This is a genomic window from Tardiphaga sp. 862_B3_N4_1 (genome assembly GCF_051811085.1).
GTDB classification, from domain to species: Bacteria; Pseudomonadota; Alphaproteobacteria; order Rhizobiales; family Xanthobacteraceae; genus Tardiphaga; species Tardiphaga robiniae.
The window spans coordinates 2,243,044-2,257,786 of record NZ_JBPWQB010000001.1; the positions used below are offsets into that span (position 1 = coordinate 2,243,044).

At 62.4% G+C, this 14,743-nt stretch carries 11 protein-coding genes and 2 tRNA genes; 5 read left to right on the forward strand and 8 right to left on the reverse strand.

The features are described 5' to 3' along the window. Positions 1–28 precede the first annotated feature (28 nt). Positions 29–103: transfer RNA gene (locus AB8B02_RS10515), tRNA-Asn, on the reverse strand. Positions 104–380: 277 nt separating this feature from the next. Here AB8B02_RS10515 and AB8B02_RS10520 point away from each other — a divergent pair. Next, a complete protein-coding gene (locus AB8B02_RS10520; RefSeq protein ID WP_170849674.1) occupies positions 381–554 on the forward strand; it encodes a hypothetical protein in 174 nt (57 codons plus the stop codon). Positions 555–602: 48 nt separating this feature from the next. Here the strand turns inward: AB8B02_RS10520 and AB8B02_RS10525 are convergent, their stop codons facing one another. From AB8B02_RS10525 to AB8B02_RS10540, 4 genes are read right to left on the reverse strand one after another with little or no spacing between them, the layout of a single operon-like run. Next, on the reverse strand, positions 603–1,307 hold the full coding sequence (locus AB8B02_RS10525; RefSeq protein ID WP_439063898.1) for an ABC transporter ATP-binding protein: 705 nt from the start codon (positions 1,305–1,307) through the stop codon (positions 603–605). Beyond that, entirely contained in the window at positions 1,294–3,174 is a 1,881-nt protein-coding gene (locus AB8B02_RS10530; protein WP_439063899.1) for a branched-chain amino acid ABC transporter ATP-binding protein/permease, read from the reverse strand. Before AB8B02_RS10530 ends, AB8B02_RS10525 begins: the two co-directional genes overlap by 14 nt. Continuing rightward, entirely contained in the window at positions 3,171–4,046 is an 876-nt protein-coding gene (locus AB8B02_RS10535) for a branched-chain amino acid ABC transporter permease (protein ID WP_439063900.1), read from the reverse strand. Before AB8B02_RS10535 ends, AB8B02_RS10530 begins: the two co-directional genes overlap by 4 nt. Positions 4,047–4,054: 8 nt before the next feature. After that, complete coding sequence (locus AB8B02_RS10540; RefSeq protein ID WP_439063901.1) at positions 4,055–5,371, reverse strand: ABC transporter substrate-binding protein; 1,317 nt, start codon at positions 5,369–5,371, stop codon at positions 4,055–4,057. A gap of 347 nt (positions 5,372–5,718) precedes the next feature. Between AB8B02_RS10540 and AB8B02_RS10545 the strand changes: the two genes are divergently transcribed. The 4 genes from AB8B02_RS10545 to AB8B02_RS10560 all read left to right on the forward strand — a co-directional run bounded on the left by AB8B02_RS10545 (position 5,719) and on the right by AB8B02_RS10560 (position 7,660). After that, positions 5,719–6,690: a LysR family transcriptional regulator gene (locus AB8B02_RS10545; protein WP_439063902.1), complete on the forward strand. Its 972-nt coding sequence runs from the start codon at positions 5,719–5,721 to the stop codon at positions 6,688–6,690. 176 nt (positions 6,691–6,866) lie between these two features. Then, on the forward strand, positions 6,867–7,046 hold the full coding sequence (locus AB8B02_RS10550) for a hypothetical protein (protein WP_068736432.1): 180 nt from the start codon (positions 6,867–6,869) through the stop codon (positions 7,044–7,046). 85 nt (positions 7,047–7,131) lie between these two features. Next, a tRNA-Cys gene (locus AB8B02_RS10555) sits at positions 7,132–7,205 on the forward strand. Between the two features lie 131 nt (positions 7,206–7,336). After that, positions 7,337–7,660: a hypothetical protein gene (locus tag AB8B02_RS10560; RefSeq protein ID WP_175368861.1), complete on the forward strand. Its 324-nt coding sequence runs from the start codon at positions 7,337–7,339 to the stop codon at positions 7,658–7,660. Positions 7,661–7,687: 27 nt separating this feature from the next. Here the strand turns inward: AB8B02_RS10560 and AB8B02_RS10565 are convergent, their stop codons facing one another. Genes AB8B02_RS10565 through AB8B02_RS10575 form a run of 3 tightly spaced genes read right to left on the reverse strand, consistent with a single transcriptional unit; the run spans position 7,688 to position 14,712 of the window. Continuing rightward, on the reverse strand, positions 7,688–8,422 hold the full coding sequence (locus AB8B02_RS10565) for a tRNA-uridine aminocarboxypropyltransferase (protein ID WP_175368996.1): 735 nt from the start codon (positions 8,420–8,422) through the stop codon (positions 7,688–7,690). A gap of 57 nt (positions 8,423–8,479) precedes the next feature. Then, positions 8,480–11,557 carry an efflux RND transporter permease subunit gene (locus AB8B02_RS10570; protein ID WP_184519514.1) on the reverse strand — a complete coding sequence of 1,026 codons (3,078 nt, stop codon included), beginning with the start codon at positions 11,555–11,557 and terminating at the stop codon, positions 8,480–8,482. A gap of 32 nt (positions 11,558–11,589) precedes the next feature. Next, positions 11,590–14,712, reverse strand: coding sequence for an efflux RND transporter permease subunit (locus AB8B02_RS10575; protein WP_439063903.1), 3,123 nt, complete (start codon positions 14,710–14,712; stop codon positions 11,590–11,592). Between the last annotated feature and the right edge of the window lie 31 nt (positions 14,713–14,743).

Below are 14,743 nucleotides of genomic sequence, written 5' to 3' on the forward strand. Positions count from 1 at the left end.
CTGGCAGCCATTTTTGCGGAAGGATGTTTGGCTCCCCGGGCTGGATTCGAACCAGCGACCATTCGATTAACAGTCGAATGCTCTACCGCTGAGCTACCAGGGAACGTGCGAAGCTTGTTCGCAGGCCGCAGCGTATAACAAAGCGATCCGCGCTTGGAAAGCAGGAAATGCACCTCTTCCCGCAGAGGCCGCCAATCGGGGAAAACTCAGAAAAAGCCTCATGTTACGGGATCTTCTTGATGCTCGACCCCGTTCTCGGCGGGCCCATGTCGCATGCGGGCGAAGAATAATCTTTCCAACCGTGTCGCTATTTAGTCTTATTGCACCGCAAGACTGCCCGTTGCGACGTTGAACAAGTTCCGAATCGAACGAGGTGACCGATGCCAGCCACGCACACCGACCGCGCGCTTCCGACCGACCTCAACTCCCTGCCCTTTATCAGTGATGACGAATGCGTCACCCGGCTCGCCGAAGCCGTCGAGGCGCATGACAGCGATCACCTCGATGAGGTGGCGCTCCTGATCGGGCGCCTCGCGGTGCCGATCGAAATCTAGGGAATCACGTTGCCCGGGGCCATTGTCTCCGGGATTACGTCCCGGGAATCACATTCCGACGCCGAGGAAGTCTCGCATCAGGTCGGGACTGGCGTTGAGGTCGGCCGGCGTGCCTTCGAACACCACGTGGCCGTTATTGAGCCCATAGACGCGGTTGGCGAAACTCAATGCCGCCGCAACGTTTTGCTCGACCACGATCATGGTGCGGCCTTCAGCAGCCAGATTGCGTGAGACCTCGACGAGATCGCGCACGATCAGCGGCGCCAGGCCCTCGAACGGCTCGTCCAGCAGGATGATGCGCGCATCACGAATCAGCGCGCGTGCAATCGCCAGCATCTGCTGTTCGCCGCCTGACAGTGTGCGTCCGGCCGATTTACGGCGCTCCTTGAGGCGCGGAAACACTTCGTAGATGCGATCGTAGGACCAGGCATTGGGCGCTGTCAGCGCGGCAATGCGCAGGTTTTCCTCGACCGTCAGGCCACCGAAAATAGCGCGCTCTTCCGGCACCAGTTGGACGCCCATGCTGGCGATCGTCGAGGGCGGCATGCCCTCGATGGATTTGCCGTCGAGACGGATATGGCCGCTGCGGGGTGACAGTACGCCCATGATCGAGCGCAGCGTCGTGGTCTTGCCGGCGCCGTTGCGGCCGAGCAGTGCCACGACCTCGCCCTGCTCGACCCTGATCGACAGGTCGAACAGCACGTGGGAATCGCCATACAGCGTATTGATCTTGTCGACTTCAAGCAGGCTCATGCGCGTGCAGCCCTCCCAGATAGGCGTCCTGCACGGCCGGATTGCGCCGGATCTCGTCGGCGGTGCCGTCCGCCAGCAGCCGGCCCTCATAGAGCACGGTGATGCGCTCGGCGAGTTCGAAGATGGCGTCGAGATCGTGCTCGACGATGACCACGGTTCGCGAGCGCCCGATATCGCGAATGAAGGCGCAGGTCGCGATGCGTTCTGCCGGGCTCATGCCGGCCAGCGGCTCGTCCAGCAGCAGCACATTCGGGCTGGTCGCCAGCGCCATGCCGATCTCAAGCCGGCGCTTTTCGCCGTAGGCCAGAATATGCGCCGGCGTGTCGGCGCGCTGGACGAGATTGAGCAGGCTGAGGATCGAGGCGATCTGCTCCTCGACGTCGGGAATGCTGCCGGCGCCGCGCAACAGATCGAAGCGCATCGGGCCGCGACGGCGTGCCAGCGCCGCGATACGTAGGTTCTTGCGCACCGACAGGTTGGGAAACAGCTGATTGAGCTGGTTGCTCTTGGCGATACCGAGCTGCGCCGCGCGGCTAACGCCGACACCTGTGACCTTCTCGCCGAACAGCAGGACTTCGCCGGAGGACGGGCTGACTTCGTCGAGCAGCATCTTGAACAGCGTGCTCTTGCCGGCTCCATTCGGGCCGATCACTGCGTGGATCGAGCCGCGGCGGACCTTGAAGGAGACGCCATCGACGGCTTTGAGGCCACCATAGTGCCGCGCCAGAGATCGGGCTTCGAGTGCAATGTCGCTATCACCTGTTATGGGCTCGGCAAGGGTCAGCCTGACCTCCTTGGGAGGCGCGACGGGTTTGGTGGCGACGTCGATATTATGCGCCTCGATGGCTTCAGTTTTGGCCGCGGCCGCCCGTGCGGCAGCCAGATTACGGCGTTCGTTCCACCAATGGGCGATCTCGCCGCAGATGCCGCGGCGCAGCCCTATGACCAGAATGATGAAGGCGATGCCGAGCACCAGCTTCCACAGGATCGCAAAGCCCGGAATGAGCTGCAGATTGTCGCGCAGCCACAGCCAGACGGCCGCGCCGACCAGCGGACCGATCAGCGTGCCGGCACCGCCGACAATGGTCTGAACTACGAGTTGTCCCGACGTCTCCAGCGAGAACGCATCCGGCGGCATGTAGCTCTGGAACGAACCGAGCAGACCGCCGGCAAGGCCCGCATAGAGCGCGGCGATGACGAAGGCCGTCAGCTTGTACGCCGGCACGTTATGGCCGAGCATTGCGACGCGACCGGTGTTCTCCTTGATCGCCAGCAGGATCGCGCCGACCGGCGAGCCGACGATGCGGCGCGCCAGCACGTAGCCGAGAAAGAAGATCACCGCGAACAGGATATACATCGGCATGCCCGCGCTGATGCGGATCGCATTGGCGCCGAAGCCGAGCACCGGCACCGGCACGCCGGGGATTCCGTTCTCGCCGCCGGTGTAGTCCGACAGCGGGGAATTCTCGATGAAATAGGCCATCTGGCCGAAGGCCAGCGTGATCATCGTGAAATAGATGCCAACCCGGCGCACGGCGAACCAGCCGACCAGGAGGCCGAACAGGCCGGCTGCAACGGTGCCGATCGCCAGCGCCAGCCAGACGCTATCGATGGTGTGGGACACCAGCAGATAGGCGCTGACAAAGCCGCCGACGCCAAAAAATGCGGCCTGTCCAAAGGACAGCAGGCCCGTCAGGCCGAACAGGATATCGAAGCCGAGGCCGATCAGGCCCCAGTTCAACACACGTGTCAGCAGATCGGTCGAGAAACCGAGATGCGGAAACACGATGGGTGCCACGATCAGCGTGCACAGCACCGCGAGTTCGGGAAGCCAGCCCCGCAAGCCGCCGGAACGAGGACGCATCATGCGCGGCCTTCCGAACCGAACAGGCCTTGCGGGCGCATGATCAGCAGCACCGCCATCAGCGCGTAGAGCATCACTTCCGAATAGGACGAGTTGAAAGCACTGGTCAGGCTGATGATCTCGCCCGCGATCAGGCCGCCGATGACTGCGCCCGGGAACGAGCCGAGGCCGCCGAGCACGATGACCACGAAAGACTGCGCCATGAAATTGGCGCCCATGTCCGGCGTCACGGCCACGACCGGCGCATAGAGCATGCCGGCGAGACCGACGGCGACAACGCCGATGGCGAAGACCAGCAGGAAGGCGCGGCGCACATTGATGCCGAGGATGCCGACCATGCCGGGATTCTCGATGCCGGCGCGAACCACAAGGCCCATCGAGGTGCGATAGAGCACGAGATAGAGACTGAGCAGCAGCCCGGCGATGATGGCGATCAGTTGCAGGCGATAAGTCGGATAGATCAGGAAGCCCATCTGGGTCGCGCCCTGCCCCCAGGACGGCACCGGCACCCGCTGCGCATTGCCGCCGAAGGCTGCACGCACGCATTCGACGAGCACGATGCCGACGCCGTAGGTGACGAGGATCTGGTCTTCATGCGGCCGGTCGTAAAAATAACGGATGATGATGCGTTCCAGCAGCAGACCGAGCGCCAGCATGAAACCGCAGCCGACGACGATCGCGAGCACGAAGGACGAGGTGTATTGCAGCAGGACGAAAGCGGCATAGGCGCCCACGGCGAACAACGCGCCGTGGGCGAAATTGAGGACGCCAAGCGTGCCCAGGATGATCGTCAGACCGCTACTGACGAGCGCCAGCAGCGTGCCGAGGGCCAGGCCGTTGAAGGCCTGCGAGATGAGGACGGGCCAGCTTGGCATGGTGATCCTTAAGTGTAGGGGCCGAGCTTGCAGCCGAAGAAGTCCGGTGCGTTCATCACGCTTTCGCCGTCGGCGATATCGACGATCTCGTAGAAGTCTTCCTTGTTCTTCATCTCGGACGGCTTCTTGCCGCGCAGGATCGGGATCGGGCGTACCATCTGGTGATCCTCGGCGCGGAAATAGACCTTGCCGATGGTCGTCTCGTAAGGCTGCGCCTTGGAGCTCTCCAGCGCCTTGATCACATCGACCGGATTGAACGTACCGGCGCGTTCGACCGACATCGCCCACAGATAGGTCTGCATGTAGCCGATATGCGCGCCCCAGCGCGGATAGTACTTGTTCTGCGCCACGAAACTCTCAACGAAGGTCTTGGCGAGTGGATAGGTGTCCTGCAGGCCCCACCAGAAATCGCAGCTGCCATAGACGCCCTGCATCAGTTCGGCGCCGAGCTCCTTGTCCTGGAACGAGGACAGGTTCGGCACCACGAGCTTCATGCGCTTCAGTACACCGAACTGCTCGGCCTGCTTGGTCGAGGCAACCGCATCGCCGCCGAAGGCGATGTTGACGAAGACATCCGCGCCGCTATTGGCGATGTTCAGGAGCGCCGACGAATAGTCGGTGGTGCCGAGCGGCACGACCTCCTTGGCGACCTGCTTCCAGCCCTGCTCCGCCGAGAACTTGGCGAAGCTGTCATAGACCGTGTGGCCATAGGTGTAGTCAGGCACGAGGAAGGCCGACTTCACGTTCTTGCCGAGCGCCTTGGCGACGACGGGCGCCATCGCCTTCGCGGCCATGTAAGCGTTCTGCTGCGAGCGGAAGCCGTAGCGCTGGCAGTTCTTGCCGGTGATGTCGTTGGAGCCGGCGATGCCGACCATGTACAGCACCTTCTCGCGCGAACCGAGTTCTTCGAGTGCGATGGCGCTGGCTGATGACACCGAGCCCGACACCATGATCGCCTTGTCGCGCTGGATGAACTGCGTCGCGCTCTGCACGTCGAGGTTGGGCTTACCTTCGGTGTCGGAGACCTTGTACTTGATCTGGCGGCCGAGCACGCCCTTGCCCTTGAGGCCCCACTTCTGCGCGATATCGCCGCCGGCATTGATCTGCGCGATAGCCAGTTCATAGCCGAGCTTGAGGTCGCCGCCGTCACCCGAAAAGACGCCGGTGAGCGGGATGGTCAGACCGACGAACACAGAATCCGCCGTGACGCCTTCCGGAAATGTACCAATGGTGGCCGGCGATTGCGCGAACGCGCTGCCTGGAAGCATGAGGCCGGCGGCAGTGCCGACTCCCCCGAGCAAAAGCTGTCGACGGTCAAACTGCATGACACACCTTTCTGGTTCGATCACCGCCGCCATTGGCCGGTGAGCCGCGATGGGGGCTGGCCCCGGCGAAATTGAGCTTCTGGAACGGCATGCCGTCGCGACTCTCTTGGTGCCTGCGAGATCATCGCCGGAGCCTCATTCATGGTCACTCGCTGAACCCGAAAGTCCGGCAGCGCTGCGTCCACAAAGCGAGAGAGAACGGATCGTTCTTGGTTCCCGTCAGGCTAGGTTGCTTCGGATCGCTCGGGGTATAGACAATCCTGCAAAGGGCCTTGCAGACTGGCTTTTCCACCGCGACATGGCGTCCCAGCGACGCGTGCTGGCACAGCTCTTGCTGTTAACTCTGCATGGAAAACTTCAAATCGCTCGATTGGGATGACCTCAAGGTCTTCATTCACGCGGCACGCGGCGGCAGCCTAGGCAGTGCGGCCAAGCGCCTCCGGGTCGATCAATCCACCATCAGTCGCCGCATCGCGCATCTCGAGAGCACCCTCGGCGTGGCGTTGTTCGAGCGACTGCCGTCCGGACTGAAGGTCAACGAGACGGGCGACCGCCTGCTCTGCCATGCCGAGCGCATCGAAAGCGCCGTGATCGCCATGCGGGAAGACGTGCAATGCGGCGGCAGCCGTATGGCTGGCCGGGTCCGTCTCGCCACGATGGAAGGCATCGCCTCGCTCTACCTCGCCTATCGCTTCGTCGAACTGCGCAAACTGCATCCCGACCTGACCGTCGAATTGCTGACATCACCACAAAGCGTCTCGGTGAACCGGCGCGAGGCCGATCTGTTTCTGAGCTTCTTCCGCCCCACCGGCCAGGGCATGGTCTCGGAGCGGATCGGCTGCTTTCAGCTCGGGCTCTATGCGGCACAGGGGTACCTCGACGCACATGGCATGCCGAAGAGCCCATCCGAACTCACAAAGCACAGCTTCGTCACCTATATCGACGACCAGATCCAGCTCGACTCCGTGCGCTGGCTCGATGACATCATCAAGAGCCCGCCGGTCTCGTTCCATTCCAACAGCATGTGCGCACAGATGAATGCTGCGGCGGGCGGTGTCGGGCTCGTACTGCTACCGAGTTTTGCGACTGCGCGTCGCCCCGACCTGATCCCGGTGCTGCACGACAAGCTGTCGACCACGCGCGAGCTGTGGATCAACGTCCATAACGATCTGCAATTCGTGCCGCGCATCCGCGCGGTATCGAGCTTCCTGAAGTCGACCTTCAAGGCGGATCCCCTGATGCAGGCCAGCACCAGGGGCCGCAAAATGCTGGATACGCTGCTGGAGACAGACACACCCGTTACAGCCCAGACAGTTTAATGTTACCGTCGGCGATGCTTGATCGGCGTTCGCGAGCCACGCCATTGATCCAGTGAGGTAAACGTCCCGGTAACCATGACGGACCTCGCGTGTGGATCGATACAATTTGAACGATCCATTCAACAGCCCAACAAAGGCTTTGCGTCAGATTGCTCCCCAAGACAGGGAGCTAAAAGATGAGCGAAGCCGAATTTGACTATCTGCTGGAGACGGTCCGGGCCGAAATCGAGGCCGATGTGCGGGACGATCTGCGCAGCCAGGAAATGTTCTTCGCCCCGATTCCGACCGCTGCGAACGACAATGACGGCCCTTGGCCGCTGATTCCGTTTCCGGATGGCTGGCAGGCCTCCTGCTGATCTTGTGTCGGTATGTCGGACCCCATGAAAGATTTCAGCCGGGCATTGCCTAAACGGCGAACGGTCTGTAACTAACCCGCTATGGGGCCATGTGGCGGAATGGTTACGCGCCGGTCTGCAAAACCGTTTATTCGGGTTCGATTCCCGACGTGGCCTCCATCAATCCAATCAATAACTTAGCCTGCCGGACCCGCGATCGGGGCGCGACTGCTATGAGTGGTGCGCTGCAACACTTCGCTTGGCAAGATTGGAGTATTGATCGTAGCATCCTGCCAACCCTAGGGGGCACGATGAACATCCGGGTCTTGATCGCAACGTTGCTGATGACCTCGCCAGGCTGGGCCCAGGCCAAACCGCCCGTTCCGGCCCGCACCGATCCCTGCGCGCCGATCGGCCGGACCGCCGACGGCCAGTTGGTCTACTCCCTGAAGTGCGAGAAGCTGCCGGTTCCAGTGGTGCCGCCGCAGGCTGCAGCCCCGGCACCGCCTCCCGCACCCGTCGTGGAAGAAGCTCGCGGCGGACTGTTCCGCAATCCGTTTCCGTCGCTCGTCAGACCGTCATCATCGAGTGACGAGCGTGAAGCCGGCGTCGGTCCGCCGCCCAGCAGCCGATAGGCCGGGATCAATCAAAACCGAACGCGATCAGGCGTGCTTCTTACGCCGCCAGTCGCGCTTGGGTTTGGGCTTTGGCGCCAGTTCCGGCATGACGGTCTGGGCTTCGCGATATTTCGCCAGCATCCGCTCGAAAGCCTCGTTCAGCGTGGTCTCGATCTCCGGCTTCCGTTCGAGGCTGGCCAGCAACATCCCCGCGGCTTCGATGGTCGACAGGCCGTCCTTGCGCGGTTCGCGGCGCAGCTTGCCGTAAAGCGACGGTTTGGCCGGTCCGAGGATCACGCGCTGGCATTTCAGCATCCAGGCATTGCGCCACCACAGCGCCTTGGCCTGGCTCCAGGTGCCGTCGAGCAGCACGATGCCCTGGATGTCTTTCAGCAATGCGCGCTGGTTTTCCTCAGCCTGACCCTTGCGGTCGATGGCGAGGATATCCCGGTCGGTCTCGTAATCGGTGACCTTGGCCGAGCCGAGATAGAGGATCGCCCAACGCGCGGGATCCGCGACCGGCTTGCCCAGCGCCTTGGCGAGGCTCGGCCAGGACAGGCCGATCTTGACCGTGGCCTTCTTGAAATGAAGCGCCGCGACGCGGGCGGTGCCCAGCGCCCTGTCCTGCTCCTGCGGATGCTGCAGGATCAGGAGCTCGATCTTGTTGTCGATGGGCGTAATGCTGTCGCAGATGCACAGCGGCATCGGCTTGTGGCAATGCGGACATTCCGGGATCGCTTCAGCGACCTCAGCGGCTTGCAGATCTGATTTCTTGGACATTGCCCGCTATACGCCGCGTGGCCCGAGGCTTCAACCGCCGTGACGCCCGGATTTTTGCTATTCGGCAGGCGCAGGTAGCGGTGCCGGGCGGAAGCGGTTACGCAGCCGGTCGATCAGGAGATAGATCACCGGCGTGGTGTAAAGCGTCAGCACCTGCGAGACGAACAACCCGCCGATGATGGTGATGCCCAGCGGGCGGCGCAGTTCCGTGCCCGGCCCGGTCGCGATGACCAGCGGGATCGCGGCGAACACCGCGGCCAATGACGTCATCAGGATTGGGCGGAAGCGCACGGTGCAGGCCTCGAAGATCGCCTCGGCGGGCGACAGTCCGCGATGCCGCTCCGCCTCGATGGCGAAGTCGACCATCATGATTCCGTTCTTCTTGACGATGCCGATGAGGAGAATGATCCCGACGAAGGCGATCACGGTCAGCGGCGTGTTGGTGATCTGCAACGCCAGCAATGCGCCGAGCCCCGCCGAGGGCAACGTCGAGATGATAGTCAGAGGATGCACCAGGCTCTCATAGAGCACCCCGAGCACGATATACATTGCGATGAGCGCGCCGAGGATCAGCAGCGGCTGCCGCCCCGTGGTCTTGCTGAAGTCACCGGCATTGCCATCGAAGCCGCCCCGGATTCCTTCCGGCATATGCAGTTCGTCGACCGCGCGCTGGATGTTGCCTGTCACGGCATCGAGCTGCACGCCAGGTAGCGTGTTGAACGACACCGTCGTCGACGGGAACCCCTGCGAGTGGAACACCGCCAGCGCCGACAACGTGCGCGACATGCGCACAACCGCCGACAGCGGCACCTGCGACCCATTCAGACCCGCGACATAGATGCGATCGAGATCGGACGGATCGTTCTGGAATTTCGGATCGATTTCCAGCACCACCTTATACTGGTTGCGCTGGGTGTAGATCGTCGAGATCTGTCGCTGCGAGAACGCGTTGTTGAGCGCGTTATCGATGTCCTGCACCTTGACGCCGAGGCTCGATGCCATCTTGCGGTCTATGGTCAGCGTCAATTGCAATCCGCCGGGATCGCGGTCGCTCGACACGTCGGTGATGCCCTCAACGCTCTCCAGCCGCTTGCCGACCAGCGGTGCCCATTTCTGCAGGAGATCGAGATTGGTCGAGGTCAGCGTGTATTGATAGTTGGAGTCGCTCTGGCGCCCGCCGGCACGCAGATCCTGGGCAGCAAACATGAAGAGACGGATACCGGGGACCGCGCTGAGCTTCGGACGCAACCGGTTGATGACGTCTTCGGTCGACGCTCCGTTGCGCTCCTCTGGTGGTTTCAAGGCGATAAACATGGTGCCCCGGTTGGCGCCGCCGCCGCCCGGCCCGCCAGTGCCACCAAGCGACGAACCGATACTGGCCACGCCGGGATCGCTCAGCACGAGATCAGCCATATGCTGCTGCAATCCGAGCATCGCCTGAAACGAGACATCGGCCGATGCGCGCGTTGCACCGATCACGAAGCCACTGTCGTCGTTCGGAAAAAAACCTTTCGGCGTCTTGATGTAGAGTGTGACCGTCAGCGCGATGGTGGCGAAGAACACCAACAGCGTCAGGAGTGGAAAACCCAGAACCACATGCAGCGTGCGTTCATAGAACGCCACGACGCGTGACAGCGTGCCTTCGACGATACGGTCGAAACGGGTCTCGGTGCTCGACAGGCCGCTCTTGATATATTGCGCGCAGATCATCGGTGTCACCGTCAGTGACACCAGCGTCGAGACGACAATCGAGAATGTCAGCGTCAACGAGAATTCGCGCAGCAATCGGCCGACCAGACCATCCATGAAAATCAGCGGGATGAAGGCGGCGATCAGCGACAGGCTGATCGACAGCACCGTAAAGCCGATCTGCCTGGCGCCGGCGAGCGCCGCCTGCATCGGCGCCATGCCCTCTTCGAGATTGCGGTACATGTTCTCGATCATGACGATGGCGTCGTCGACCACAAAGCCGACAGAGATCGCCAGCGCCATCAGCGACAGGTTGTTGATAGAGAAGCCGGCCAACCACATGCCGACGCAGGTGCCGGCCAGCGCCAGCGGCACCGAGACGCCGGCCGCGATGGTGGGGGTGCCACGACGCAGGAACAGGAACACCACGGCCATCACCAGTACGGCCGTGGCAAACAGCGTCCACTCCATGTCCTCGACCGAGGCGCGAATGGTACCGGTGCGGTCGGTCAGAACCGAAATCTCGATCCCGGCAGGAATCCATTGTTTCAGATCGGGGATCAGCGCTTTTACGCGATCGACGGTGTCGATGACATTGGCGTCGCCCTGTTTGGTGATCTGGATAAGCACCGCCGGCTGCTTGTTGAACCAGGCAACCGAGCGACTGTTGCGCGTCGCATCCTGAACATCGGCGACATCGGACAGCCGCAGATAATTGCCGTTCGAACTCTTGACGATGATCTCGCGAAACTCTTCCGCCGTACGCATCTGCGGATTCATCGAGATCGTCTCGCTCTGCCGCGATCCCTGGAAGATGCCGACTGGGCCAAGTGGATTCGCATTGACGATGGCGGTGCGCACGTCGTCGGTGGCAATCCCGGCATTCGACAGCGCGACCGGATTGAGCTGGATGCGCACCGCGGGCTGGTCGGCGCCACTGGCAGTGACTTCGCCGACCCCCGGCACCTGCGACAGCCGCTGTACGATCACGGTGTCGGCGACGTCGTAGATCGCGGACGCGGACATCGTTGGCGACGTCAAAGCGAGAATGAAGACAGGCGCGGCGGACGGGTTGGCCTTGCGGAACGTAGGCAGTGTCGGAAGATCGGTTGGCAGATCCGCCATGGACGCGTTGATTGCGGCCTGCACGTCACGCGCGGCGCGATCGACATCGCGGCCGATGGCGAATTGCAACTGAATACTGGTCGAGCCTAGCGAACTCGTCGAGGTGATCTGATCGAGGCCGGCGATGATGCCCAGACGTCGTTCCAGCGGCGCAGCAACGGTCGCCGCCATGATTGACGGATCGGCGCCGGGACGCGACGCCTGCACGCGGATCATCGGGAAATCGACATTGGGCGTCGCAGCGACCGGCAGGAAATGATAAGCGACGACGCCGAGAAGAAACAGTCCGATCGCCAGCAACGTGGTGCCGACCGGCCGCATGATGAATGGCGCTGAGATGGAGATGGAAGCCACTAGGGCGCGCCCCCTGCTCCCGCTGTCCCGGCTGCACCCGCGACGGGCGGTGCACTCTTCTCGAACCGGCGATTGATGCGATCCAGCGCCAGATAGATTACCGGCGTGGTGTAGAGCGTCAGTATCTGGCTGAGCAGCAGACCGCCGATGATCGACACACCGAGCGGGAAGCGCAGCTCTGCGCCAGTGCCGCTTTCGATCGCCAGCGGCAACGCACCAAACAATGCCGCCAGCGTCGTCATCATGATGGGCCGGAACCGCAGTAGACAGGCTTCGACGATCGCCGCTTCCGGTGCCATGCCGCGATTGCGCTCTGCATCCAGCGCGAAGTCGATCATCATGATCGCGTTCTTCTTGACGATGCCCATCAAGAGGATGATGCCGATCAGGCCGATCACCGACAGGTCCTGTCCGGTCAACATCAATGCGAGGATCGCACCAACACCAGCCGATGGCAGCGTCGAGAGAATGGTGATCGGATGGATGTAGCTCTCATAGAGCACACCGAGCACAATATAGATCGTCACCAGCGCCGCGAGGATCAGCCAAGGCTGCCCTGACAGCGACTTGGAGAATTCCGCAGCATCGCCGGAGAACATCCCGACAATGCTGGTCGGCATGCCGATCCGGGTCTCGATCTTTTTGACCTCCTCAACCGCATCGCCGAGCGCCTCGTTAGGCCCGAGGTTGAAGCTGAGCGAGATCGCGGGGAATTGCGCCTGATGCGAGATCGCCAGTGGCGCCGTGGTACGCGTCAATGTAGCTACGGCAGACAGCGGCACCTGCGCGCCGGCCACACCCGGCAGATACAGTTTCGACAGCACATCGGGATCGCGCTGCTGTGACGGCAATGCCTCCAGCACAACGCGGTACTGATTGGCCTGTCCGTAGATGGTCGAAATCTGGCGCTGCGCGAAGGCGTCATTCAGCGTGTCGGTGACGCCCTGCAGATTGACGCCGAGCTGACCGGCGCGCTGCCGGTTGATATCGAGCGAGGCCCGCAGTCCACCGGTCTGGGCTTCCGAGGATACGTCTCGAAACATCGGATCGCGGCGCAATTCAGCAACCAGCTTCTGTGACCACTCGGTCACCTGCGCCGCATCAGTCCCGGTCAACGTATATTGATATTGCGAGCGACTACTCTGCGTACTGATCTGGATGTCCTGGACGGGCTGGAAATACACGGTCATGCCCGGGATCGCCGCGACGCGATCCTTGAGCCGCGCGATTACGGCGGTCATGTCATCCTTGCGCTCGCCGCGCGGCTTCAGGGTCATCACCAGCCGGCCGACATTGGTGGTCGGATTGACCGAGCCGCCGCCGATCACCGAAATGATTCCTGTCACATCCGGATCGGCCTGGATCGCCGCCGCCGCCGCGCTCTGCCGGCTCTGCATTTCCGTGAAGGATACATCGGCGCCAGCCTCCGTCACGGCCGTTATCGAGGCGGTGTCCTGCAGCGGCAGGAAGCCCTTGGGGGCGATGACATAGAGGCCGAGCGTCGCGACGATGGTCAGGAACGTGACGACCAGCGTCGCCGGCTGATGCTGCAACACCCACAACAGCGTGCGGTGATAGAATGCCACCATACGGTCGATGAAGCGGCTGACGGCTCCCAGACCCGGCACCTGCCATTCATCCTTGGTGTGCTTCAAAAGCCGCGAGCACATCATCGGTGTCAGAGTCAGCGAGACCACGGCGGACATCACCACGGCAATGGTCAGCGTCATCGCGAATTCGCGGAACATGCGGCCAACGAGGCCGGACATGAATAGCAGCGGGATGAAGACAGCGATCAGCGACACCGTCAGCGAGATCACCGTGAAGCCGATTTCCTTCGCGCCCGCCAGCGCCGCTTCCATCGGGCTTTCGCCCTCTTCCATGTGGCGGACGATGTTCTCGATCATCACGATGGCGTCGTCGACGACAAAGCCGGTGCCGATGGTCAGCGCCATCAGGCTGAGATTGTCGAGACTGAAGCCGGCGAAATACATCACGCCGAAGGACGTGATCAGCGACAGCGGCAGGGCCACGCCGGCAATCAGCGTTGCCCGCAGCGACCGGAGAAACAGCAGCACCACCAAAGTCACAAGGATGACGGACAGCACCAGCGTGAATTGCACGTCATGGACCGAGGCGCGAATGGTCACGGTGCGGTCGCTCACGATGGTCAGCTTGACGCCGGCCGGCATCGAGCGCTGCACCTTCGGAATTTCCTCGCGTATCTGGCGAACGACCTCGATGACATTGGCACCGGGCTGACGCTGGATCTCGATAATGACGGCAGGCGTGCCTTGATACCAACCGCCAGTACGGTCGTTTTCCAGGCCGTCGACGATCTGCGCGATGTCGCCGATGGTCACAGGGGATCCGTTGCGATAAGCGATAATGATCGGCCGATACTGATCCGCCGCCGCGATCTGGTCGTTAGCCGCAATCGTGTAGGCCTGCTGCGCGCCATCGAGCGAGCCCTTGGGACCCGACACATTGGCGCCGGCGATCGCTGCGCGCAGATCTTCCATCGCGATGCCGTAGGCAGCGAGCCGCGCCAGATCCGCCTGCACCCGCACCGCTGGCTTCAAGCCGCCAAGCACGGCAACCTTGCCGACACCCGAAATCTGGCTGAGCCGCTGCGCCAGCAATGTGTCGGACAGGTCGCTCATCGATCGCAGCGAGATGGTGTCCGAGGTCAGCGCCAATGTCATCACCGGCGCGTCGGCCGGATTGACCTTCGCGTAGACCGGCGGATATGGCAGGTTTTTCGGCAAAACGCCGGCGGCCGCATTGATCGCCGCCTGCACGTCCTGGGTCGCGCCATCGATGTCGCGGTTCAGGTCGAACTGCAGCGAAATCTGGCTGACGCCGAACGAGCTCGTCGAGGTCATCGATGACAGTGACGGAATCTGTCCGAGCTGACGTTCCAGAGGCGCGGTGATCAGCGACGCTGTCACTTCGGGGCTCGCGCCCGGCAATTGCGTCGAGACCTGCACGGTCGGGAAATCGACCTGCGGCAGCGCCGATACCGGAAGCCCGAAGTAGCCAAGCGCGCCACCGATCAACAACGCGATGCCGAGCAGCGACGTCGCGATGGGCCGGCGGATGAAGGGTTCCGAGACGCTCATGACTGTGCGCTCTTTGGTATCGAAATCATCA